The 23,003-nt window shown below is 27.2% G+C and carries 28 protein-coding genes; all 28 read right to left on the reverse strand.

Features of this window, described 5'->3' with window-relative positions; all coding sequences use genetic code 11:
• Positions 1 to 1,068, reverse strand: a complete 1,068-nt coding sequence (locus tag HF520_RS10590) for a glycosyltransferase (protein WP_168573998.1) — start codon at positions 1,066 to 1,068, stop codon at positions 1 to 3.
• Complete coding sequence (locus tag HF520_RS10595; RefSeq protein WP_168573999.1) at positions 1,059 to 1,460, reverse strand: sugar 3,4-ketoisomerase; 402 nt, start codon at positions 1,458 to 1,460, stop codon at positions 1,059 to 1,061. The genes HF520_RS10590 and HF520_RS10595 overlap by 10 nt, the downstream gene beginning before the upstream one ends.
• 75 nt (positions 1,461 to 1,535) lie before the next feature.
• Positions 1,536 to 1,670, reverse strand: coding sequence for a hypothetical protein (locus HF520_RS15500; RefSeq protein WP_168574000.1), 135 nt, complete (start codon positions 1,668 to 1,670; stop codon positions 1,536 to 1,538).
• Complete coding sequence (locus HF520_RS10605) at positions 1,667 to 2,017, reverse strand: ATP-binding protein (RefSeq protein WP_168574001.1); 351 nt, start codon at positions 2,015 to 2,017, stop codon at positions 1,667 to 1,669. Before HF520_RS10605 ends, HF520_RS15500 begins: the two co-directional genes overlap by 4 nt.
• An 18-nt stretch (positions 2,018 to 2,035) precedes the next feature.
• Positions 2,036 to 2,326, reverse strand: coding sequence for a hypothetical protein (locus HF520_RS10610; protein WP_168574002.1), 291 nt, complete (start codon positions 2,324 to 2,326; stop codon positions 2,036 to 2,038).
• Complete coding sequence (locus HF520_RS10615) at positions 2,274 to 2,552, reverse strand: hypothetical protein (protein WP_168574003.1); 279 nt, start codon at positions 2,550 to 2,552, stop codon at positions 2,274 to 2,276. The genes HF520_RS10610 and HF520_RS10615 overlap by 53 nt, the downstream gene beginning before the upstream one ends.
• A 290-nt stretch (positions 2,553 to 2,842) precedes the next feature.
• Positions 2,843 to 3,073: a hypothetical protein gene (locus HF520_RS10620; RefSeq protein WP_168574004.1), complete on the reverse strand. Its 231-nt coding sequence runs from the start codon at positions 3,071 to 3,073 to the stop codon at positions 2,843 to 2,845.
• 310 nt (positions 3,074 to 3,383) lie between these two features.
• A complete protein-coding gene (locus HF520_RS10625; protein WP_168574005.1) occupies positions 3,384 to 3,563 on the reverse strand; it encodes a hypothetical protein in 180 nt (59 codons plus the stop codon).
• Positions 3,548 to 3,730 carry a hypothetical protein gene (locus HF520_RS10630; RefSeq protein WP_168574006.1) on the reverse strand — a complete coding sequence of 61 codons (183 nt, stop codon included), beginning with the start codon at positions 3,728 to 3,730 and terminating at the stop codon, positions 3,548 to 3,550. Before HF520_RS10630 ends, HF520_RS10625 begins: the two co-directional genes overlap by 16 nt.
• Positions 3,731 to 3,796: 66 nt before the next feature.
• Positions 3,797 to 3,940 carry a hypothetical protein gene (locus HF520_RS10635; RefSeq protein WP_168574007.1) on the reverse strand — a complete coding sequence of 48 codons (144 nt, stop codon included), beginning with the start codon at positions 3,938 to 3,940 and terminating at the stop codon, positions 3,797 to 3,799.
• Entirely contained in the window at positions 3,931 to 4,398 is a 468-nt protein-coding gene (locus HF520_RS10640) for a hypothetical protein (RefSeq protein WP_168574008.1), read from the reverse strand. The genes HF520_RS10635 and HF520_RS10640 overlap by 10 nt, the downstream gene beginning before the upstream one ends.
• A 637-nt stretch (positions 4,399 to 5,035) precedes the next feature.
• The gene (locus tag HF520_RS10645; RefSeq protein WP_168574009.1) at positions 5,036 to 6,076 is read right to left on the reverse strand and encodes an acyltransferase family protein; all 1,041 of its coding nucleotides are present in this window, start codon (positions 6,074 to 6,076) and stop codon (positions 5,036 to 5,038) included.
• Between the two features lie 74 nt (positions 6,077 to 6,150).
• The gene (locus HF520_RS10650; RefSeq protein WP_168574010.1) at positions 6,151 to 7,605 is read right to left on the reverse strand and encodes an oligosaccharide flippase family protein; all 1,455 of its coding nucleotides are present in this window, start codon (positions 7,603 to 7,605) and stop codon (positions 6,151 to 6,153) included.
• A 93-nt stretch (positions 7,606 to 7,698) separates the two neighbouring features.
• A complete protein-coding gene (locus HF520_RS10655; RefSeq protein WP_168574011.1) occupies positions 7,699 to 8,865 on the reverse strand; it encodes a nucleotide sugar dehydrogenase in 1,167 nt (388 codons plus the stop codon).
• 205 nt (positions 8,866 to 9,070) lie between these two features.
• Positions 9,071 to 9,331, reverse strand: coding sequence for an acyltransferase (locus HF520_RS10660; RefSeq protein ID WP_243155145.1), 261 nt, complete (start codon positions 9,329 to 9,331; stop codon positions 9,071 to 9,073).
• Positions 9,310 to 9,564, reverse strand: coding sequence for a hypothetical protein (locus HF520_RS10665; RefSeq protein ID WP_168574013.1), 255 nt, complete (start codon positions 9,562 to 9,564; stop codon positions 9,310 to 9,312). The genes HF520_RS10660 and HF520_RS10665 overlap by 22 nt, the downstream gene beginning before the upstream one ends.
• 180 nt (positions 9,565 to 9,744) lie before the next feature.
• The gene (locus tag HF520_RS10670; RefSeq protein ID WP_168574014.1) at positions 9,745 to 10,650 is read right to left on the reverse strand and encodes a beta-1,6-N-acetylglucosaminyltransferase; all 906 of its coding nucleotides are present in this window, start codon (positions 10,648 to 10,650) and stop codon (positions 9,745 to 9,747) included.
• 56 nt (positions 10,651 to 10,706) lie between these two features.
• Positions 10,707 to 11,753, reverse strand: a complete 1,047-nt coding sequence (locus tag HF520_RS10675; protein ID WP_168574015.1) for a glycosyltransferase family 4 protein — start codon at positions 11,751 to 11,753, stop codon at positions 10,707 to 10,709.
• On the reverse strand, positions 11,734 to 12,906 hold the full coding sequence (locus HF520_RS10680; protein WP_168574016.1) for an O-antigen ligase family protein: 1,173 nt from the start codon (positions 12,904 to 12,906) through the stop codon (positions 11,734 to 11,736). The genes HF520_RS10675 and HF520_RS10680 overlap by 20 nt, the downstream gene beginning before the upstream one ends.
• 8 nt (positions 12,907 to 12,914) lie before the next feature.
• Positions 12,915 to 14,078 carry a glycosyltransferase family 4 protein gene (locus HF520_RS10685; protein WP_168574017.1) on the reverse strand — a complete coding sequence of 388 codons (1,164 nt, stop codon included), beginning with the start codon at positions 14,076 to 14,078 and terminating at the stop codon, positions 12,915 to 12,917.
• Positions 14,079 to 14,091: 13 nt separating this feature from the next.
• Complete coding sequence (locus HF520_RS10690) at positions 14,092 to 15,237, reverse strand: glycosyltransferase family 4 protein (protein ID WP_168574018.1); 1,146 nt, start codon at positions 15,235 to 15,237, stop codon at positions 14,092 to 14,094.
• A 37-nt stretch (positions 15,238 to 15,274) separates the two neighbouring features.
• Entirely contained in the window at positions 15,275 to 16,165 is an 891-nt protein-coding gene (locus tag HF520_RS10695; RefSeq protein ID WP_168574019.1) for a glycosyltransferase family 2 protein, read from the reverse strand.
• Between the two features lie 12 nt (positions 16,166 to 16,177).
• Positions 16,178 to 16,732 (reverse strand): acyltransferase, encoded by a 555-nt coding sequence (locus tag HF520_RS10700; RefSeq protein ID WP_168574020.1) that lies wholly within the window; start codon positions 16,730 to 16,732, stop codon positions 16,178 to 16,180.
• Positions 16,733 to 16,741: 9 nt separating this feature from the next.
• Positions 16,742 to 17,671, reverse strand: coding sequence for a GDP-L-fucose synthase (gene fcl / locus HF520_RS10705; RefSeq protein ID WP_168574021.1), 930 nt, complete (start codon positions 17,669 to 17,671; stop codon positions 16,742 to 16,744).
• A 163-nt stretch (positions 17,672 to 17,834) separates the two neighbouring features.
• Positions 17,835 to 18,908: a GDP-mannose 4,6-dehydratase gene (gmd, locus tag HF520_RS10710; protein WP_168574022.1), complete on the reverse strand. Its 1,074-nt coding sequence runs from the start codon at positions 18,906 to 18,908 to the stop codon at positions 17,835 to 17,837.
• A gap of 26 nt (positions 18,909 to 18,934) precedes the next feature.
• A complete protein-coding gene (locus HF520_RS10715; RefSeq protein WP_168574023.1) occupies positions 18,935 to 20,221 on the reverse strand; it encodes a glycosyltransferase family 4 protein in 1,287 nt (428 codons plus the stop codon).
• Positions 20,222 to 20,237: 16 nt separating this feature from the next.
• A complete protein-coding gene (locus HF520_RS10720) occupies positions 20,238 to 21,284 on the reverse strand; it encodes a mannose-1-phosphate guanylyltransferase (RefSeq protein WP_168574024.1) in 1,047 nt (348 codons plus the stop codon).
• 36 nt (positions 21,285 to 21,320) lie between these two features.
• Positions 21,321 to 23,000, reverse strand: coding sequence for a phospho-sugar mutase (locus tag HF520_RS10725; protein WP_168574025.1), 1,680 nt, complete (start codon positions 22,998 to 23,000; stop codon positions 21,321 to 21,323).
• Between the last annotated feature and the right edge of the window lie 3 nt (positions 23,001 to 23,003).

The raw sequence follows: 23,003 nt of genomic DNA on the forward strand, positions 1-23,003 counted from the left end.
CTAATTATCTAGTATTAAATTAACAACCCTATCTACATCATTGGTATATGTATTAAGTTTGTTATAATTTACCTTATTTTCTAACTGTTCTTTTATTTCTAAAACATCTATATTATGTAGCTCATCTTCATTTATAGATATTCCAAGATTCCTTTGACTTATATTATCTATACTAAAAGTATCTTCTCTTGCACTTGGCCTTTCTATAAGAACCATACCACTGTGACCTATAACACACTCTGCTATAGTTCCCCAACCAGCTTTAGTAATTACGATATCACTTGCAGCTATATAATTTTGTGTATCTTTTATATCTAAAGGAAGCCTTACAATACTTGCTCCTTCAGTATTATTTATTTCTATACCAGAAGTTGTGAATATAGTTCCTTTAAAGTTTTTTACATCAATACTGCTTAAGTTTGCTGACTTCCCACAAGTTATAAATATACAATCCTTATACTTTAACTTTATCTCTTTAACTTTTACTTCATCTATCTCTCTACATACAAATCCTACATTTTCTATAACATCACAATTTATACTATCTACAGGAAGACACATATCATATTTGATAAATTTATTTACACATAAATAAGTATCTCTAAATGCCGAGATGATATTTTTATCTATATTCAAATATTCATATTGCTCTACCCATGTAAAATTACTTATTAATATTGTATCTAAATTTAATTTTTTCCCTACTAAACATCCTATTGGACTTATATCAGTAATTATTGACTTTACTCTTAGCTTACTAAAAAAATCTACTTCTTCTAAAACAACCTCATCCCATGTGTTTATGAAATTTAATAACTTCTTTTCTAGTAACTTTTTATCAACCTCTAAGCTATCTTTTTTATTCACAAGTCCAACATCAGTGATAATATCTTTATATATAACCCTATCGTTATAATCTTTTAAATAGCTTTTAGCAAAGTCATTTTGAAATTTATCACAAGCTATATATATGTTATATTCAGTGTTTTTTAATATGTTCTCAATTATAGATAAACATCTAGTCATATGACCAAAGCCATGTGAGGATATATAAAAAGCTAAATACATCTTACTTCCCCCATAAATTCATCATAATCTCTTATATAATCATCTTCATTATATTCATGTGATGATAAAATCAATAAAACACAATCAGAAGAATGATTATAAGTAGTTCTCCATATTTTAGGATCTATATATACTCCTTGAGATGGATTTGTTAATTCATATACCTTCTCTTCTTTTCCATCAAAGCATTTTATTTTTACACTACCTGAAATACAAATAATTACTTGTCTAGTTTTACGATATGCATGATTCCCTCTAATCTCATTTGATGGAATATTATAGGTATAAAATATTCTTTTTATTTCAAATGGAATATTATAATTTTCCTCTAAAGGAACAAGTATTCCATTATTATTTTTTTCTTTTAAATCAAATTTATAGCTATTAAACATAGAATACTCCTTAACTAAATATGTATCTTATATACATATTCTATTTTACTTTATTAGATATGAGAAATTTGTCATTTATTGTAGTTTGATATCTATTTTTTTAATTTTATAACTCTTAATCTCTTTTATAATCCTTCTTATATGTCCCTCACTTATACGATAAGTCTTAGCCAATACCTTATAATCATTCCTAAAAGCATTTCTAATCAACCTTTCCCTAACCCAATAGCTTCATTAATCTTAATTAAATCCTCCCTTCTTTTCTCACTACTAATAATCCTCGGTAAATTATTAAAATATCTATGATTAACAATCCCAAAAACAATATTTACATCACTACTAGTAACACTCCTCTTAAAAAGATCATCAATAAGTAAAATTTTACAACTCTTATACTTACTCATCATACTATCATAAACACTAGCATCCATAATATTTTGCTTAAGCTTAATAATAGAGTACCTATATCCCATATAAATTACACCAACTCCATTTTTCATTAATTCATTAGCAATAACCAAAGAAAGGTGAGTCTTTCCCCCACCTACACTTCCCATAAAAATAACACTATTTTTTCAACTATTCCTAATCTTATCAAAATCCTTAACATAATTTCTAGCAACAGTATAAGAATCTATAGTCTGCACATTCCTACTATAATCAAAATTATCAAAAGTCTTTTTAAAAAGCTCCTCACTAATACTACTCTCAGCAAGTATTTTCTTAGCTCTTCTCACTTCCTTACAACTACAAGGAACAGCCTCATCATCTACTAATATATAAGTAGTATCCCTACACTTATTACAATCATACTTAGCTATAAAGTTCTCTTGCTCTTCTAAGTTGCTCTTCACTCGGTTTTGCATAAAGTCTAGCATCCTCTTCTTTATATTGATTGGTAATTTTACCTATTGTAGGTCTTCTATAGTCACAACTTCCATCCCCTTTTTCTTTTATAGCTTCTATAAATAACTTTCTAATTTCATCTTTTTTTATATTCTTTAAAACTTCTTCTATTAAAGAAACATCCTCAACATTTTTAAGCTCTGATTTAATACAATCCATAATAGGCTTTCCACCTACCTTGTCCAAATTGTACTTTCTCCACTTTAAAATTCCTTTTCCCTAATCTTTGTATTATACTTAATAGTCTTATACTCATTTTCAAACTTATCCATAATCTCTATTATTTCATTTTCATCTATTCCTGTAAGAAAAGAAATTTCTTTAGTATGTATCTTATATATACCAATTTGAGTAGTATTAGGATTTGTAAAAAAAGATATAAAAATTTCTCTAAAGCACTATAAGAATCTAATATTTTATCACCCTTATAAAATGAAGAATATACATAACGAAAACGTGCCATACTATCATTCCCCCTATTTAATTTTAAAAAGTCTATTATTGCTTACACGACAGTACTTTTCATAAAGCTCTGGCTCTTCTATTTTAAATAACTTAGTATCAAAACTAATCCTACTAGTTTTCTTCCATGTTATTTTTCTTTCCTTTCTGTTACTTTCTATATTTTCTGATATCATTCTTAGACTTAGCTCTAAAACTTCTCTTAGCTTATCTAATCCTTCTAAATTACTTTTATAGTATTTCACACAACTTCCCCCCTTTTGTTTTTATCTAAGTTTTTAACTTATATCTAAGTTATATGTTTACAAATGTTCATATCTGGTAAAAGTTAAATTTTACAAAAAATAAGTTCTGGATTTTCCACAGATGCTAAATTTATATTCTACTAAGAAGTTTTTATTCGTATTTTTGTTCTTTTTATATCTATATATCCCTTTTCACAAAGACTATATAAGTAATCATATATATCACTTATATTCTCTTCTAAATCATCCACATAAAATGCTTTTACAAAAGGTATTTCTATATTTTTATTATCTTTTAAATTTTTTATCTTTATTCCATAATCCCTATAAAACACATTCTATCAAAATATGCTCTACTACAATTTGATATTTCTTCTATTTTTCTTTTTATTAATCTATCATCATCAATATCCATTATTGCTTTTATAGTTTCGGCTCTTTTTCGATTGGCTATGTACGTAGATAAGCCTCCATCTAATGGATAATACAAACTAAATAACTTTCTAGACCTTCTATACTTATATTTAACTCTATAGTAATTTCCCTAAGTATACTATCCTTTGGTCTGTATAAATTATTTTCTATTATATCTATTAATTTTTTTAATTTTATTAAGGAATTTTTGTCATCTGTAGGTATGTTATTATATTTATTCATATAGTATTGTGATTCCCCCCTATAACTATTTCTTTTTTTTATTTTAATTTTAATTATTCATTTTTATTATTGATTTTGTCCACCCTTCGTTGACGTATCGTGAAAATGTAAAAATTTTAGATATTCTTTTGAAAGTTCATATATTAGTATATCGTTTTCCTTATTTGTGTTTTTAGTCAAATATAATAATATAAATCTCTCTATTTGCATAACTCCAACCTCTTTATTACCACTATATACTCATCTTCAGCTAAGCTTTTATAATGATATTCATTACATATAGTGTTTAAATTACTTTCACAAGTATTACTTTTATCTAAGTTTTCTATATCATAAAGTCTATAATTACTAACCATATTCATATTTTTGACTTGCTCTAAAAGATCTTTTATATCATATCTTTCTTCAAATCCAAATATTCTTCCACCCCTTAAGATATTTTCTTTATTTTGTCTTCTTTTTATGTAAGTAGACAGTGTCTCTGGATATCCATTGTTAGATGAATATAGTTTTTTAAACTTACGATCTAGTTTTGTCCTAGATAAATTATGTTGCTTTAGTATCTCTTTTATTATTTCTGTTGATGATAGTGATAAGTTATTTTCTATAAAGTTTAAATAACTATAAAATTCTGCTACGTCTTCTTGAAATCTCTTCATTTTTTTCATAATATTCTCCCTCTTTGTTTGTTTCCCTTTTGATATTATGCCTTATATATTAGGTGGATAATTCCCATTTTTCGTGAATTTTTACCGTTTTTTGATATTTTCATAAAAAGCTTGTACTTTTTAATACATTTTATTATTTTTAGGCTTGTATTTTTTATTTTGTTTATTATGTTCACTGTTTTTTCATATATTTAAATAAAATATATTTCTTTTTAGGTGATTGTTTATGAGAATTAGTGATTCTACTAAGATTAAGTTGTTGAGTTTAGCAACTTTAATTTTGCTTAGTGTTATTCTTTTGTTTGTTGCTTTTAGGTTGTTTTTCGCTATAGTTAATGTGTTTGTGTATTTTTTTGGTTTAGTCGCTTTACTTTGCTGTACAGTAATTTTTATTGGAGTTATTATTTTTATGATTTATAGGTTTCTTATAAGATTTAAATGTTTTAAGAGAGTAGATTTTAATTGTAATGAGATGCTTGATATGTATCTTTCTATGCTGTTTAAGGTAGTTTTATCTTGTATTGATTTTATATTGTTTGTTGTATATTGTAAATGATAAAAATAAACATAAAAAAGACTAGCAATTACACCCTTGCTAGTCCTGCTTTACAGTAAAATAACTTTTCATCATTCTTATTTAATTATTCACTAGTTTAATTTTTTTCTTATTTTCTCCTAATAAGATTGATCTACTAATTTCATTCTTTGCTATTAAATTTCTAATAAATAAGCAAATCATAATTATAATAACCGATATAATCGGAGTGTATATATAGTTATAAATATATATATTATTAATATTAATAGTTATCTTATCTAAAACCATCATTAAATATGACTGTATTATATAAATTGAAAGTGTATATTTTCCTAGCTTAGAAAATACTTTATTCTTATCTAGTTTATATAACTTATCTCCACTTACAATTACAAGTAGACTACCTATTATTCCTATAACATATCTATATATTACTATAAATATTTTATCAACTATATCAACATTATAAAAACTCATTCCAGTAGTATATATATAATAATCTTTTTTCCATCCTATTATTAAAAATAAAAATAATACTATAGAAACTTTAAATATGTTATTCTTATGTTTAATAAATATATCTCTATAGTTATTATAAAAATAACCAATAAAGAAGTATGGGTACATAAATTTTAAATATTGAATATTCAACTTATCTGGTAAAAGTAATAATATAAAAAATATTGATATATAATAAGTTAATCTATCTAAAAATATTTTTCGCCCTACAATAGCTATAATAGACAGATAAAACAATATAAATAAAAACCAAAACTGGTATGGAATTCCCTTAAAATAATTATACATATCTACAATTATATTACTTTTATTTAAAACTACTTTAGCTATAATTTTAATTAAGCTATATAATGTATACCATGATATAGCTGGTACTATTAATGACTTTATTTTTTTATAAATTAACTCTTTAAAATTATCTTTATTAATACTTTTTTGAAATAAGTAACCACTTATTATCATAAATAAAGGCATATGAAAGCTATAAATCACTTTAAATGTAGAATTAAGAAAGTAATCACTTTCTTTATTCATGCTATATTGAATACTATGTCCCCAAACTACTAAAAATATTGCTAAACCTTTTAAAAAATCTATTTTTTCATTTCTTTTAATATTCATATTTCTCCCTAACAAAAGCTAATTAACTCTTTACTTTTAATCTCTATTAAATAAATATTCAAATATATTATTAATTACACTAATTCTTTTTTTGTAAACTTTAATTCTATCTTATTCTTGACAAAGTTTATAATATAGAATAAGTTTTCATCTTTAATTATAAACATAATACTAATATAAGATAAAATACCTACTGTAACTTGAATAAGTGTACCTACAATAGTTTGATTAACAATTTTTCCTATATTAAATACTACTAAAAACATAATAAAAGCTGATATAAAGTACTTCGGTACAGGTTTAAATAATTGTTTTACATTAACTATATCTCTAACAAAGTATACCATTATAAACATACCTGTAAATTCTGCTATAACAGATGATATTGTTGTACCAAATCCACCTAATTTTTTAATTAATATAAAGTTGAATATTATATTTATAACTGCACCAATTGTAACCGCTATTGTGAATTGCTTGTCTCTTTTTACTGATATTAATATTTGATTTCCAACGATACTAGACCAAGCTAATGTAATCATAAGCCAAGATCCAAAGTAAAACATTGGCTCTATACCTTCAAATCCAGAACCATAGAACCAAGGTATAAAGTTTCTACAAATTCCAATTAATCCAAATGCCATTGGAAATGCTAAAAATGATACAAATGAAAATGATTTATATACATTTTTGGTAAATTCATTAGTTTGTCCATTTCTATATAAGTTAGCCATTTTAGGAATTGTAACTGATGCTAATGTAGTTACTATTGTTATAGCTATTTTTATTATTCGTTGAGAATTATCATACATACCAACTTCAGCTTCATTAACTAAGTTACCTAGCATTACTTTATCTAACATAGTATATATATTTATAGCTATTTGTGGTATAAATAATTTTATAGAAAATGATAAATGCCTAATTAATGCATCTCTCTTTGGAAGTACAAATTTAATATAACTTGGAATATCAAACCACATTATAACTTGTCCTATAAATTGTGTTCCTCCAAGTATTAATGCATATAACCAAACCTGCGATTCATTTTTCACTAATGTAAATACTAAACATGTCCCTATAACTTTTACAACCGTATTTCTTATTGACACCTTTTTAAAATTCTCTAACCCTGTAAATAACCATGAAATATCAAATAATGAACTTAATAATATAAATATTTGTATACTTGATACTACTTTACTTTGTGTATTTATTACATATGTACAAAATAATATATACAAAATAATCGATATTCCCATAGTTATAAACCTTAAAAAATTTAGTTCCCAAAAAGTTTTGCTAAGGTTATTTTCATCATCTTTTATATATGCTACTTCTCTACTACAATACATACTCAATCCTATCATTCCAAATAAAACAAAGTACTGAGCATATGCACTTGTTAAAGAATATTTTCCTAATCCATCAGGACCAAGTATCCTCGATATGTATGGAATTGTAATTATAGGCAAAAGTATTGTTACTAATTGATTCATTAGATTATATAAGTAATTTTTAACTACCATATTATTTTCCTCTCTAATAAGTGTATATATTTTTATATTTATATAAATAAAAGCTAAGTATATTAATTATAACCTAGCTTTCATTTATATCTATTAATCTCTCTTGAATAAATCCCTAGTATATACTTTCTCCTCTACATCATATAAATCTTCTGATAATCTATTAGAAACTATAACATCACACATAGATTTAAATTCATCAAAATCTCCTACAACTCTAGAGTTAAAGAAAGTCTCTTCTTTTAATACCGGTTCATAAACTACAACCTCTATACCTTTAGCCTTTATTCTCTTCATTATACCTTGTACAGAAGATGCTCTAAAGTTATCTGATCCAGTCTTCATAGTTAATCTATTTATCCCAACTACTTTTGGATTTCTCTTTATTATTTGATCTGCTATATGATCTTTTCTAGTTCTATTAGCATCAACTATTGCTCCTATTATATTATTTGGTACATCAGCATAATTTGCTCTTAACTGTTTAGTATCTTTTGGTAAGCAATATCCACCATATCCAAATGAAGGGTTATTGTAGTGAGTTCCGATTCTTGGATCTAGTCCTACCCCTTCTATTATTTGTTTTGTATCTAATCCCCTTACTTCTGCATATGTATCTAATTCATTAAAATATGCTACTCTTAGTGCTAAGTATGTATTTGAGAACAGTTTTACTGCTTCTGCTTCTGTTGAATTAGTAAATAATACTGGTATATCTTCTTTTATTGCACCTTGTACTAGGAGATTTGCGAACCTTTCTGCTCTTTCAGATTGTTCCCCTACTATTATTCTTGAAGGATATAAATTATCGTATAATGCTTTTCCTTCTCTTAAGAATTCTGGTGAGAATATTATATTATCTGTATCGAACATTTCTCTTACTTTTTCTGTGTATCCAACTGGTACTGTTGATTTTATTACCATGGTTGCATTTGGATTTATAGATAATACATTTGCTATAACTGCTTCTACACTTCTTGTATTGAAGTAATTTTTTTCTGGATCATAGTCTGTTGGTGTAGATATTATTACATACTCTGCATCACTATATGCTTTATATGAGTCTGTTGTTGCTACTAAGTTTAATTCTCTCTTTGATAAATATTCTTCTATCTCTTTATCTACTATTGGAGATATTTTGTTATTTATCATATCTACTTTTTCTTGGATTATATCTACTGCTACTACATCATTATATTGTGCTAAAAGTATAGCATTTGATAATCCTACATAACCAGTTCCTGCTATTGCTATCTTCAATCTATTTTCCTCCAACTCTACTTTTTATTTACATTTTTAACTTATAAATTCTACATATAATGAAATTCAAGTCTACTTTTTTTATACTAAAATTACTTTCTTATTACTTTACTCGATAAATATATATGTTTAATCTAGTCATATTTTTTATAAAATAAAATATTTACATCCAGAAAAAAACTTAGGATCTACAATTTAAATTCATCTAATTTTCTAAACATCTTATTTTTTTTGCTGGTATACCTGCATATAGATAATTTGATTCACAGTTCTTTGATACTACTGAACCTGCAGCAATGATGCATCCATCTTCTATTATTACACCCGGCAATATAGTTGCTCTAGCACCTATCCAACATCCATTTCCTACTTTTATATTTTGGGAATAAAAATTTCCTGCTCTTTTACTTTTATCTCCAATTTTATGTGTTGATGTGCAAAACATCACATTATGTGCATAGCACAATTTTCTCCAATTTCAATAAATCTATTACTATCAAAGTAGCAGTATTTATTTACAAAAGTACCTTTACCTATCTTAATATTATTAGCTTGAATATTAACATGAGAGAATACACTTCCATTTATATCAATATTAAATAATCTATAAATCTTTAATCTAATATTAGGCGTTATGAATGGTGTAGATGATAATTTATTAATAATAATGTACCATAACACTTTTTTCATTTTTTCCATATGATAATTATCATCCTTTCTAGATTTTCATTATGTATACATATCTGTATAACTTTCAACCTCAATAACATATATAACAACAAAAAGTAAAGTCATACTTATAATGTATATATTACTAAACCATACTAATTCACATTAAAAATTAAATTTATATACCATCTTTGATATTTTTCCTTAATATCATTTACATATTTTATGTTTATTATCAATCTTATCTAACAATTTTGTTGAGTTTTTAGTTGTTACTTTCCTTAAAAACATCTCATCTAATTTTTTTATAAATTCCCAATCTTCAATTGTAAATACTTTAATTTTATCTTCATATTCAAAATAATGAAGATTTCTCCAATTAACTAAGTATCGTTTATTTTTCTCTGCTCCATTGTTCATCGTATTTTTTTTAAACGGTGAATTTAATACAATAGATTGAAAATATATTTCATCAGGAGGAAATACATACTGCATATACTTATTGAAAGTTTTTGCATCTTTTGAGAATTTTAAAATATACTCAACACAGTTTCCTGTTAATGCCCATTGAGCACTTCCCCAATATAAATCATATCTCTTTTCTCCCTCTATTACATAACCCTTTCTAAACTTGGGTGATAGCTTTGAATTTATCCTATTCATAAATCTTTTAATAATATTTATATTATCAAAAAACCATATTCCTTGACATTTTTGATAAAAATATTTATCACTACTTCCAGTTATCTTACATCCTCGAATAAATTCTGTACTCCTATTTTTAGTAAAAAATTCGATAATCTCATTATTAGACTTTAATGGGTAATCTAGTCCTTGCAATAGTACAAATCTATCATATTTATATTCTTTATATGCCTCATCTAATAAGTTTAATGTTGCTTTTACTGAACTATACCCTCCCCAATGTACATTAACTCTATTTGTAATAAATTTAACTTTACTATTACTTTTTAATAAATCTTTATACTCCTTAATAGAAACTTTGTTATCAACATGTATATATACAAAACCACTGTCTATCTCAGTTAATTTATTTGCTAATCTAGATATATGTATAGGGTCTGTATGACATAAAATTAGATATGCTATTTTCAATATTTTTAATATCCTTTCTAAATTTATTATATAAGTTTAAAGTGTTTTATTTCCCCTTATGCTTTTAAATATAATTCATAATATTTCATTTTAAAGTGTTCTACATCTAATTTACTACGATATTTCTCAGAATTTTCGTACCATTTATGACCATTATCAATCATAATACTTATTTTATTAGATAAATCTTCTACATTCTCAGTTTCAAACGTTAATCCTAGTTCATATCTTTCAATAATCTGCCCTAAACTCCCATGCTTAGGTCCTATAATCGGTTTTCTTAACCACACACCTTCACTTAAAGGACCACTTGCTCCATCAAATATCTTTCTATATGGTAATACTACTATGTCAGTTGCATTTAGTGCAAAATTTAATTCATTATTATCTAAGAATTTAATATATGGTACTACTTTATCATAATATAACTTTGATTTTTCTTCGATAAACTCTTTACTAAAATTTTCAGATTTTCCTGCAATCAAAATTTTAAAGTTTCTATCTACGGATTTAAGAGCCTCTAAGAGTATATCTAATCCTTTATCATATCTAGTTCCACCAATAGCACCAATAACTATTTCATTATTATTTATTCCAAAAAATTTTTTTGCATCTAGTTTACTTATAGATGATACATTTCCTAAATATGGATACTCTATGTGTTCTAAATTTACAATTTGATTACTATTTAATGTATCTTTTAAAATTTCAGTATGTACAACACCATATTTTATCTGTTTAAAAATAAATTTGCGGCTTAAATCTCTAAGAAAACTTCTCCTAATTTGATGGAAAGTTATAATAACCTTAAATTTCCTTAATATTTTTAATCCAAACCCACCAAATTTACATAACACATCACCGTATAAAAAATGAATAATATCTACTCGCTCTCTCTTCGCTAGTTCCAATATTTCTTTAATCCATTTAATATAACCTAACAATGATTGTGGATTATTTTGCATTATTATCTGCTTATTATTAATTTGTTCGCATTTTTCAGGAAGAAAATATATTGATTCATATTTTTTATTTTCACCAAGAGGTTTTGCATAAGAAATATGATGTCCTGTTAATTTTGTGTCAACAAATAGTACTCTCATCTGCTTCTCCTATTTTATTAATCTTAAACTGATTTGAGCTCAATACACTAAGCATTACCCAATTAAACATCGATGGTACATTAGTTATATTGACCATATATGCTTCACCTATTGTTCCTATCATAAAAGCAGTTAGAACACCTCTAAATGCCCACAGTTGACTTAGATTTTCAACTCTCTTTAATCTTTTTATTAGTACTAATATTATACTAATAAATGATATTACACCTATAAGTCCATTCTTATAAAATAGCATTACCCATGCCATTTCCATAGCGCCCCCATTTGCATTTGTTCTATCTAAGTTTGCTGCATTAACCATACCATTTCCTACAAGGAAAGTATCTGGTGTAACCTCCATAGTTTCAAAAATTAATAGTCTTCCTGTAAAAGCATCTTGTTGTAAAGCATACTCCGTAATAAAGAAATATCCTATATATATACTTCCTATTACTAATAAAACATACATTATGATCCTAAATACTTTAGGTTTAGTTGATATATATCTTAAATTCATTATAACAATAGCAACTATAGTAACTATCCAACTAGTTCTACTTTTTGTTGCATATAATAATACAATTAAAGTTAAAAGTACTATTCTATATAAAAATTTATTTCTTCTTTTTTCTATTTTTATTATAAAATTATAGACATATAAGCCTATTATAGAGCTTGATATAATTCCGCCTAAATGATTAGGGTGTGTAAATCCTCCCCAAAGCCTACTTCTAGTATTATAAATACTTGCTAACTGAGATATAACTTCATTAAATGTTAATACTAATCCTATAACAACTCCAAATAAAATTCCACACGATATATACAAAATATGTACTCTCTTATTTATAAATTTATAAGATAATAATGTCCATATTAAAAAAGTTATATAAAAAGTTATAGAAGTTATTTTTCCTGAAATTGATGTATTTTGAAAGGCACATGAACCTGTTAATAAAATTAATAAAATTAGAAAAATTAATAATTCGTTCTTTTGCATTTTATTCCTAAAACAAAAAATAATAATTAATCCATTTAGTAAAATTATACTTACAAACTTTATACTATTTAAGTTTAATGTCATAACAAAAGACATCGTCTGCAGTAAAAAAATTAAAAATATAATCATATTTTCACAAGTTAACTTTTTCATATAATCACCTACATATATATTGACTTTCTAGCAATCTGTTTATATGAAAATTCTTCTTTACCTTTTGTTTGTGCAATTTTTTTCATATTCATATAATATTCTCTATTTTCCATTAGACTTATAACTATTTTATAAATTTCTTCAACAGTGTCTTTATATAAAAATTTAGCATTTCCACCTACATCAATATGATCAGTGCCTTCCCAATACTTGCAGATTAATGGTTTTCCTTGAGCAACAACTTGTTCCCAAAATACAGAGTGTCTACCTGGAAAAACAACTAAGTCTGCTATAGAAAAATATTTATATGAATCTGATGAATTAACCCACCCTATGTATTTTACTTTTTTATTATCACATAAACTCATAAACTTATCTTTTAATGATTCTTCAACTGATCCAAAGACAATTAATTTTACATCCTCTCTTTTGATTCTGTTTATAGCTTCCATTAATAATAGTGTTTGTGTCTTTGCCTCATCTATTTTTCCACCTGTAACAATTAAGAGATCTGTATCCTTAATATTATAATCTTTCCTTAAATTGTTTATTAATCTATCATCTTGTACTTCTTCTACTTTTTCATCATCCGCTCCCATAACTAATAAACTTACTTTCTCTTTAGGTAGCTTGTATAAATCAATTAAAAAATCTACTCGAGCTGGTGTTACACCATAAAACTTATTTGTATAATGCTTAATCTTGTTAGCCATATTTTTCCATACAATGCCGTGTAGTATATTTTTAGAAAACCAATTGGTAGCACTATTTGAATAATCTGAATGATTATCGACAAATACTTTAATATCTTTATCTTTGTTTTTATTTAAATATTTAACAATTATATTAATATCAATAAAAGATACATTATGTATAAATAATATATCTGGTTTTTCATTTGAAATTGATTCATATAAATGTTCATATCTTTTAAATTTATTATTGAAGTTATCTTTACCTTTTATTGAAAGGCGTATTGTCTTTACTCCATCAGAATTTATATAATTAGATTTTTCAAACTTTTCAAGTCTGCCATTTTGTCCCCATATCCATTGAGATGTAATTATTGTAACCTCATGTCCTAATTTTTTGTGATATTTAGGAAGCATATTATCTTGATAGTTCCACCCATCTGTTACTGGCCCACATAAACATATGTGTACTATTTTCATAATTCCTATCTCCTTAACTTAACGTATTAAATATATTTTTATATCCATTACTTTTAACTTTATCATTTTGATTTTTACAAACATACTTTAATGCATTATTAGTAATATCATTAAATTCATTTTTATTCATTTTTACATAATAATTTATTGAGTTTATAAACCCTTCAGTATAATTTAATGAGTGAGAATATCCTACTCTATGATATTCTAAATTATCCCATGGAGTCTGATCAGATAATATAACAGGACATCCTGCTGATAAGGCTTCTTGAATTACATGTCCATAATTTTCACCTAACGTTGGGAATAAAAATACATGATGTCTTTTTAGTTCTTCTACAACATTTTCAGAATCAACATTACCTTTCCAACTCCATTTTATATTATCTGGAAGTTTATTAAGCTCTATCAAACATTCATCCCAATATTCTTGAACATGAATTGGACCATAAATAGTAAATTCTATATCACTTTTAACATTTTGTAATATTTGAATTGCTCCTTTTAAGTTCTTTTTTGGTGCAATTCTAGATATCCATACAACCTTTAATTTTCCTACTTCTTTCTCTTTTATAATAGGAGTCTCATCTACTTTCCTTGGCAAATCCTCTGCTATAAAAAAATTATTTTTACATTTAATTTGTTGCTTTATTTCATCAATTTCCATTTGTGATGTTGCCGACCAATATATCTTGCTAAACATACCAGTTAAATTAAATATTGTCGTAAATATCTTCTTTTTTGCATATTTAAGTCTAAACTCCATAGGTGAGAACAATCCCATAGCAGCTACTACAACTGGTACTTTAATAATATTAAATCTTTTTAATATTAAAGTATTAATTGCATAATCATTAAAACATCCACAACAATAAACTAAGTCTACCTCTTTCGATAATCTTTTAATTAATGATAGTTTAAATCCTTTCGGTGGTACATAGTATACATTTGCATTTCCTACTACATTCCAATCATTAACCTTTATATTTTTATATGGTTCAGTATCACCATGATCTCTATCGCAAGTAAGAATTTTAAAGTTATATTCTTCACCTAAATAATCCACTAAATTCTTAATAGAACGAACAGGACCACCATCTTTATATCCAGGTAAATAACGTCCCATAATAATTAATATATTTTTTTTATTATCTGCCATACTAACTGTCCTTTCAGTATAACTTTATATTCAGTTTTTATTTTAAGTCTCCTTGACCTTCCATTTTTATATCAAACTTCTCACATTCATATATCTTTGCATCAACTAAAAATCTATACCAATATGCTTGTAAAAAGTGATATATTCTACCTTCTTGACCATCTAAAAATCCTAATCTTACATAATATCTATATATAAAATATAAATGTGATCTAAAAAATAAAGGTAATTTATAATATCCATTATTCTTTATAAATCTCTTTCTTGCAGCCTGACCTTTATTAGAATCATCATTTATCAACTCATCACTTTCATATTCATTTAAAACCTTTTGTTGATAATCTAAAACTTCTCTATTAGAATACCAATTATGCTTATGTGTCCACCATTCTAGATTTTTATTATTATTATCTATAATGTCATACTTAAAAGTAACAGTATCACCTTGTGATAAAATCATATGCTCATCCATAAGCTTTTGCTCGCAAGAACCGTATCCAGTTCTAAATATTCTAAGTAATAATTCTGGATACTTACCTCCATGCTTTATCCATCTTCCCATAAAGTAAACTCTTCTTTTTAGAACTATTCCTTTTACATGTTCTTCTATTAAATGTAACTTCTCTTTTATTTCTTCAACTAACTCAGGAGTAACCTCTTCATCAGCATCCATTCTCATAGTCCACTTAGTACTTATATTTGTATTAGCTAATCCCCAATTCATTTGGTCCGCATGACTAACAAACTTATTTTCATAAAAATCTAAATTCACACTTTGACTTAACGCTTCACATAAAGCTTTAGTTCCATCCGTACTGTAACTATCAACTATAACAAATCTTTTTACTATTCCTTTAAATGATTCTATACATTTCCTTAAGTTGTTTTCTTCATTCTTAGTCAGTATAACTACTGTTAAATCTACCACTATCAATTCCTCCTATAGTGTCTTTATAACTCTTGCAGGATTTCCAACTATAACTACACCTCCGGGAAACTCACCACAAACAACACTACCAGCTCCAATAACAGAACCATCACCAATTTTACTTCCTTTTAATATAAGTGCATTACAACCAATAAAACAATCCTTCCCTATAACAACCTCTCTAGTTCCTATAGCTTCCTTGTCATCTATATTTCTAGCTTCAATCTCTATTGGATGAAAGTCATTGTCAAATATCTTAACATTCCCACCAATTAAAGTATTATCGCCTATACTTATCCCTTTTCTAGCATATATAGTAGCTCCAGAAATCCCTACATTGTTACCGATCTCAATTTTCGCATCTTCTGTTCTAGTAACAATTATAGTCCTTTGACTCAATCCAACTAAATTAGAGAGAAAACTACTCTTAATAGTGCAGTTTTCTCCTATATTTAATTGAGAGCCTTTTTTCTTAAATATTACTGGAACTCCATATAGATTTAAGTTCTTACCGAACTCAACCTTATTAAGCTTCATAAATAATTTAAAATAATTACTCTTAAACATGTCGACCTCTTATTTATAATTTTCTAAGAACCAAGTATAAGCTAACTTAATTCCTTCATTTAAACTAATCTTGTGCTTCCATCCTAATCCATGTAACTTATCAACAGTAGTTAACTTTCTAGGAGTACCATCAGGCATATCAGTATTAAATACTAACTCACCATCAAATTCAACAACTTCTTTTACAGTCTCCGCTAATTCCTTTATAGAAACCTCTTCACCAGTGCCTATATTTACATGTTGCTCACCATCATAGTTTTCCATTAAGAATACACAAGCATCAGCCATATCATCAACATATAAAAACTCTCTAAGTGGAGTACCAGTTCCCCAAACTTCAACAACATCACTGTTATTAACCTTAGCTTCATGGAATTTTCTTATAAGCGCTGGTAACACATGAGAATTCTTTAAATTAAAATTATCATTAGGTCCATATAAATTAGTAGGCATACAGCTTATAAAATTATCTCCATACTGTCTTTTAAAAAACTTACACATTTCAAGTCCAGCTATCTTAGCCACAGCATAAGCCTCATTAGTTTCTTCTAAAGCTCCTGTTAAAAGATATTCTTCTTTTATTGGTTGAGGAGCCATCTTAGGGTATATACAAGTACTACCTAAAAATAATAATTTCTTAACCCCAAAATCATGAGCAGCCTTTATAACGTTATTTTGAATCATTAAATTATCATATATAAAATCAGCAGGATAAGTATTATTAGCATTAATCCCACCAACCTTAGCAGCAGCTAAAAACACATAATCAGGTCTTTCAGTTTCAAAGAAACTTCTAACAGCTTCTTGGTTAGTCAAATCTAACTCTTTATGAGTTCTACATATAATATTTTTATATCCCTTATCTTGTAAATTTCTAACTATAGCCGAACCAACTAAACCTCTATGTCCAGCAACATATATCTTAGAATCTAAATTCATTTTTCATCTCTCCATTCTATACTAAATTTATAAAACTAAATTATTACAGATACACCAGCTCAGTGCTGAAAAATATAAATTTTACCGACATTTGCAGACATGAATTTAGTCTGCATGGAGGTAAATTTATATTTCATCACAAGCGGTTTGTTATCCTGTAATCTTAGTTTTCAAATTTAGACTTATATCCGCCTCCGCTTTTAAGTTCTTCTAAATCTGATTGAACCATTTCTTTAACTAAATCCATAAATGAATACTTAGGCTCCCATCCAAGTTCCGTTCTAGCCTTAGTACTATCTCCCCATAATAATTCAACCTCAGCAGGTCTAAAGTATCTTGGATCAACCTCAACTAAAACTTTTCCGCTCTTCTTATCTATACCTTTTTCATCAACACCAGTTCCTTGCCATTCTATTTCATATCCTAACTCAGCGAAAGCAAGCTCGACAAATTCTCTAACTGTATGAGTTTCATTCATTGATAATACATAATCTTGTGGCTTATCTTGTTGTAATATTCTCCACATACCTTCTACATAATCTTTAGCATGTCCCCAGTCTCTTTTTGCATCTAAGTTTCCTAAGTATAACTTATCTTGCATTCCTAAGTGTATAGCAGCAGCTGCTCTAGTTATCTTTCTAGTAACGAAAGTTTCCCCTCTTCTTGGAGATTCATGGTTGAATAATATTCCATTGCAAGCGAATATATCATATGATTCTCTGTAGTTTACAGTTATCCAATAAGAGTATAATTTAGCAACTCCGTATGGACTCTTTGGATAGAATGGAGTTTTTTCACTTTGTGGTGCAGTGTCTGGAAGTCCTCCGAATAATTCACTTGTAGATGCTTGATAGAATTTAGTCTTAACTCCAGTTTCTCTTATTGCATCTAATATTCTAAGTGTACTTACCCCTGTTGCTTCAGCTGTATATTCTGGTGAACTAAAAGATACTCCAACATGAGATTGTGCTGCTAAATTATATATTTCATCTGGTTGTATTTTTTCTATTAATCTATTTAAGTTACTTGAATCTGTTATATCTCCATAGTGTAAGAATAAGCTTACATCTCCTTCATGTGGATCTTGATATAAATGATCTATTCTCTTTGTATTGAAAGTACTAGCTCTTCTTATTATCCCATGTACTTCATATCCCTTTTCTAATAATAGTTCTGCTAAGTAAGAACCATCTTGTCCTGTTATCCCTGTTATAAGTGCTACTTTTTTCTTTTGCATTTTTATTTCTCCTCCAAATTGTATATCTATATAGCTTGTTTAATTTCTTCTATTTTTTCTTTTCCATTTTTAGAATCTATTGCTAGAATAGTATTTTTGTATTTATTTATTGATACATCTTTAGTTAAGTTTTTCTCTAAGTAAGTTCTTCCATTTACCCCTAGAGATTTTATTACTTCTTTATTTTCTAAAATATAATTTATTTTTCTATATATTTCTTCATAGTTCCCAGGCTCTATACATACCCCACAGTTACATTCTTCAACTATAAGTCTAGCTTCTGATCCTTCATCTAGTACCCCAAGCACTGGTTTCCCTGATGCCATTACTCCGTAAAGTTTACTTGGTACTGACACTCCTTTTATTCCTTTTGCATTAACTACCCAATGAATATCTGCTGCATTTAATGAATATATTAAATCAGCTTTATCTTGGTAAGGTATAAAAGTCACATTTTTTAATTTATTTTCATTTACATAAGACTCTATTTTTCCTTTAACTGTTCCATTTCCAACAAAGGCAAATACTACATCTTTTCTATTTTTAAACTTTCCTATAACCTTGATTATATTTTCTAAATCATAGTAAAGCCCTATATTTCCAGAGTACATTATTATAAATTTATCTTGTAAGTTGTACTTTTCTTTGAAAGCTACAATCTTAGGATGATTTTGCTCTAATGGTTGTATTTCTTTTTCGTTAGTCCAGTTATTTATAAAAGTATTTTTAGGTACTTTTTTATTGTTAAATCTATTTCTTAAAGTCTCTTGCATATCTCTTCCTACTACTATTACTTCATCAGATTGTTTACAGCTAAATTTATCAACTGCCATTACTGTGTTTAGTAGTAATTTATTTTTTGAGTATCCTACTGCCATTGTTTGCTCTGGATTGAAGTCTTGGATATTGTATATAAGCTTTCCACCTTTGAACCACTTACCTAATACTCCAAGTACTCCACCTAGTATTGGTGGTTGAGATATTGTATATATATAATCTTGTTTTTCAATTTTCATTGTTGCTATTAAAGAATTAAAGAAATAAGCAACTAAATTCTTTATTCTACTTATCTTATTACTTTTCTGAAATTCTGGTACTCTTACTCTTATTACCTTAATTCCTTTGTATTCTTCTTTGTATATTCTTTGCGTTTTGTACTTTTCATCTATAGTTCCACTATAACTAGGAACAACACAGATTACCGTTATATCAAAAGTATCACTCATACCTTCTGATAATTCTGTTAGTATCTGTCCAGTGGAGGCTACATCTGGATAAAAGTAATGTGCATATATTAATAGTTTATTTTTCATACTTCCTCCACTATATCTATATAATCTTCTTTAATTCCTTTACATTAGCTACATTAGACTTACGTCCAACTAATATTTTCCCATCATGCTCTATAACATATATATCACTTAAACCTTCAACAACTACACTCTGACTAGAAGATATAACTAAGTTATTCTCACCTTCAACTGCTTTAGTATCCCCTACTAAAACATTTCCAGCTTCGTCCTTATCTCTATATCTATCTAGCGCTTCCCAGCTTCCAACATCATCCCAACCAAAGTTACTTGGAATAACATGTATATCGCTAGACTTTTCAAGTACAGCATAGTCTATTGAAATAGCTTCCGTATTCTTATAATTACTATTTATAGTTTCTTGAAGTTTTTCTTCTTCTACAGTCTCTATAATTTCTAATGCACTATATGTATTTGGCGAGTATTTCTTGATTTGATTAAGTATGTTATTTACATTCCATAAGAACATACCACCATTCCATAAGTAGTTACCTTCATTTAAATACATCTCTGCTTTTTCCTTGTTAGGCTTCTCAACAAAAGTATCTACTTTTATAACCTTATGGTTATTAACTTTAACTTCATTATCACTGTACCTTATATATCCGTATCCAGTTTCAGGTCTTGTAGGTTCCATACCTAGAGTTATTATAGATTCATAGTTTTTATTTACAAACTCATCTGCACTATTTACAACTTTTCTAAACTCATCTTCATCCTTTATAAGATGGTCCGATGGTAAAACTACCATAGTTGCATCATTGTAATATCTGTTTATAACAAATGCAGATAGTGCTATACATGGAGCTGTATTTCTTCCTTCCGGTTCAACTATTATATTTTTCTCTGGCAATTCTGGTAATTGCTCTTTTACTAAATCTACATACATCTCCCCTGTAGATACAAATATTCTCTCTACTGGTATAATAGGTTTTATTCTATCTACAGTCATCTGTATCATAGTTTTATCCCCTATTAAGTTTAAAAACTGTTTTGGTTTTTCTTCTGTTGAAAGAGGCCAGAATCTAGTCCCTTTTCCTCCAGCCATTATTAAAGCACATAACATTTCTATTCACCCCCATATATATTCAATTGTCTTTTCCTATAATGATGTTATTTCTTTTATCATTTGTTGTAATTTATTATCAACTTCGCTTTTTTCTTCCCCATTACATCCAAAGTAGAATTTTATCTTTGGCTCTGTTCCAGATGGTCTAACGGCTATCCAGCTACCATCTTCTAATATAAATTTAAGAACATCTGACTTAGGTAAATCATCTATACCAGTTTTATAGTCATTTATTTTTTCTACCTTTATATTAGCTATCTTTTCTATATTAGAATTTCTAAAATTAGCCATCATAGACTTTATTTTTTCCATTCCGTCTATACCTTTTAAAGTCATTGATACTAATTCTTCTTTGTAATATCCATACTTTTTATAAACTTCTTCTAGTCCTTCGTATAAAGTCATTCCTTTATCATAATAGAAAGCAGCCATTTCAGATATAAGTAGTGCTGATACTACTCCATCCTTATCTCTTGCATGAGTACCTATAAGGTATCCATAACTTTCTTCATATCCCATGATAAAGGTTCTATCTTGGTTTATCTCAAACTCATTTATTTTCTCACCTATAAATTTAAACCCTGTTAGAGTATCTAAACAATCAACTCCAAAACTTTTAGCTATAACTGCACCTAATTCAGATGTTACTATTGTCTTAACTATAGTTGGATTTGTCATAGATTTTAGTTCTTCTTGTTTTTGAGTAAGTACATAATCAACTAATAATGAACCTACTTGGTTTCCATTAAGAACTACGTATTCACCATCAGTATTTTTTACTACTACTCCAACTCTATCACAGTCCGGATCAGTTCCTATTATTAAGTCTGCTCCATTTTCCTTAGCCATTTGTATAGCTAAGGAAAATACTGCTTTTTCTTCTGGATTTGGATATTTTACTGTAGAAAATTTGCTATCTGGCATTTCTTGTTCTTTTACTACTTGTACATTTTCAAATCCAACTTCTTTTAAAGCTCTTCTTATTGGTAAGTTTCCTGTACCATGTATAGGAGTGAAGATTATCTTCATTTCTTTACAAACTTTGTTTATTATATCTTGTCTTATAACTTGCTTTTTCACTGCCTCTACAAATGCAGTGTCCACACTTTCATCTAACATAACTATTAGTTTATTATCTTCAGTTGTAGTAGGTATTGAAGAATAATCTTCTATTTTATTAACTTCATTTATTATCTCTTCAGCTATATCAAGACAAACTTGTCCACCATCAGTCCAGTATACTTTGTATCCATTGTACTCAGGAGGATTATGACTAGCTGTGATAACAACACCTGCTACACATCCTAAATGTCTAACTGCAAATGAAAGCTGTGGAGTAGTTCTTAAATCATCAAATATATAAGCCTTTATTCCACATGCTGCTAACGTTTTAGCAGTTTCTAAACAAAACTCTCTAGACATATGTCTACTGTCATGTGCTATCACTACACCTTTTGATTTGCCTTCTTCTTTACATTTATTTAATATGTAGTTCGCAAGCCCAAAAGTTGCTCTTCTTACTGTATATATATTAATTCTATTTGTACCAGTTCCTATAACTCCTCTAAGTCCACCAGTGCCAAATTCTAGATTTTTATAAAATCTATCTTTTATTTCTTTATTATCATTTTTTATAAGTTCTAATTCTTCTTTTGTTTTTTTATCAAAATAGCTGTTATTAACCCATAATTTATATCTATCTAAGTAATTCATATA

This window comes from Romboutsia sp. CE17 (assembly GCF_012317385.1).
Taxonomy (GTDB): Bacteria; Bacillota; Clostridia; order Peptostreptococcales; family Peptostreptococcaceae; genus Romboutsia_E.

Excerpts from the sequence above, each read along its gene's own strand:
- HF520_RS10590 (WP_168573998.1), bottom strand. The coding sequence starts at position 1,068 with ATGTATTTAGCTTTTTATATATCCTCACATGGCTTTGGTCATATGACT.
- HF520_RS10595 (WP_168573999.1), bottom strand. The coding sequence starts at position 1,460 with ATGTTTAATAGCTATAAATTTGATTTAAAAGAAAAAAATAATAATGGA.
- HF520_RS10605 (WP_168574001.1), bottom strand. The coding sequence starts at position 2,017 with ATGGGAAGTGTAGGTGGGGGAAAGACTCACCTTTCTTTGGTTATTGCT.
- HF520_RS10610 (WP_168574002.1), bottom strand. The coding sequence starts at position 2,326 with ATGCAAAACCGAGTGAAGAGCAACTTAGAAGAGCAAGAGAACTTTATA.
- HF520_RS10630 (WP_168574006.1), bottom strand. The coding sequence starts at position 3,730 with ATGAATAAATATAATAACATACCTACAGATGACAAAAATTCCTTAATA.
- HF520_RS10635 (WP_168574007.1), bottom strand. The coding sequence starts at position 3,940 with ATGCAAATAGAGAGATTTATATTATTATATTTGACTAAAAACACAAAT.
- HF520_RS10640 (WP_168574008.1), bottom strand. The coding sequence starts at position 4,398 with ATGAAAAAAATGAAGAGATTTCAAGAAGACGTAGCAGAATTTTATAGT.
- HF520_RS10645 (WP_168574009.1), bottom strand. The coding sequence starts at position 6,076 with ATGAATATTAAAAGAAATGAAAAAATAGATTTTTTAAAAGGTTTAGCA.
- HF520_RS10650 (WP_168574010.1), bottom strand. The coding sequence starts at position 7,605 with ATGGTAGTTAAAAATTACTTATATAATCTAATGAATCAATTAGTAACA.
- HF520_RS10665 (WP_168574013.1), bottom strand. The coding sequence starts at position 9,564 with ATGGAAAAAATGAAAAAAGTGTTATGGTACATTATTATTAATAAATTA.
- HF520_RS10675 (WP_168574015.1), bottom strand. The coding sequence starts at position 11,753 with ATGAGAGTACTATTTGTTGACACAAAATTAACAGGACATCATATTTCT.
- HF520_RS10680 (WP_168574016.1), bottom strand. The coding sequence starts at position 12,906 with ATGAAAAAGTTAACTTGTGAAAATATGATTATATTTTTAATTTTTTTA.
- HF520_RS10685 (WP_168574017.1), bottom strand. The coding sequence starts at position 14,078 with ATGAAAATAGTACACATATGTTTATGTGGGCCAGTAACAGATGGGTGG.
- HF520_RS10690 (WP_168574018.1), bottom strand. The coding sequence starts at position 15,237 with ATGGCAGATAATAAAAAAAATATATTAATTATTATGGGACGTTATTTA.
- HF520_RS10700 (WP_168574020.1), bottom strand. The coding sequence starts at position 16,732 with ATGTTTAAGAGTAATTATTTTAAATTATTTATGAAGCTTAATAAGGTT.
- fcl (WP_168574021.1), bottom strand. The coding sequence starts at position 17,671 with ATGAATTTAGATTCTAAGATATATGTTGCTGGACATAGAGGTTTAGTT.
- gmd (WP_168574022.1), bottom strand. The coding sequence starts at position 18,908 with ATGCAAAAGAAAAAAGTAGCACTTATAACAGGGATAACAGGACAAGAT.
- HF520_RS10715 (WP_168574023.1), bottom strand. The coding sequence starts at position 20,221 with ATGAAAAATAAACTATTAATATATGCACATTACTTTTATCCAGATGTA.
- HF520_RS10720 (WP_168574024.1), bottom strand. The coding sequence starts at position 21,284 with ATGTTATGTGCTTTAATAATGGCTGGAGGAAAAGGGACTAGATTCTGG.
- HF520_RS10725 (WP_168574025.1), bottom strand. The coding sequence starts at position 23,000 with ATGAATTACTTAGATAGATATAAATTATGGGTTAATAACAGCTATTTT.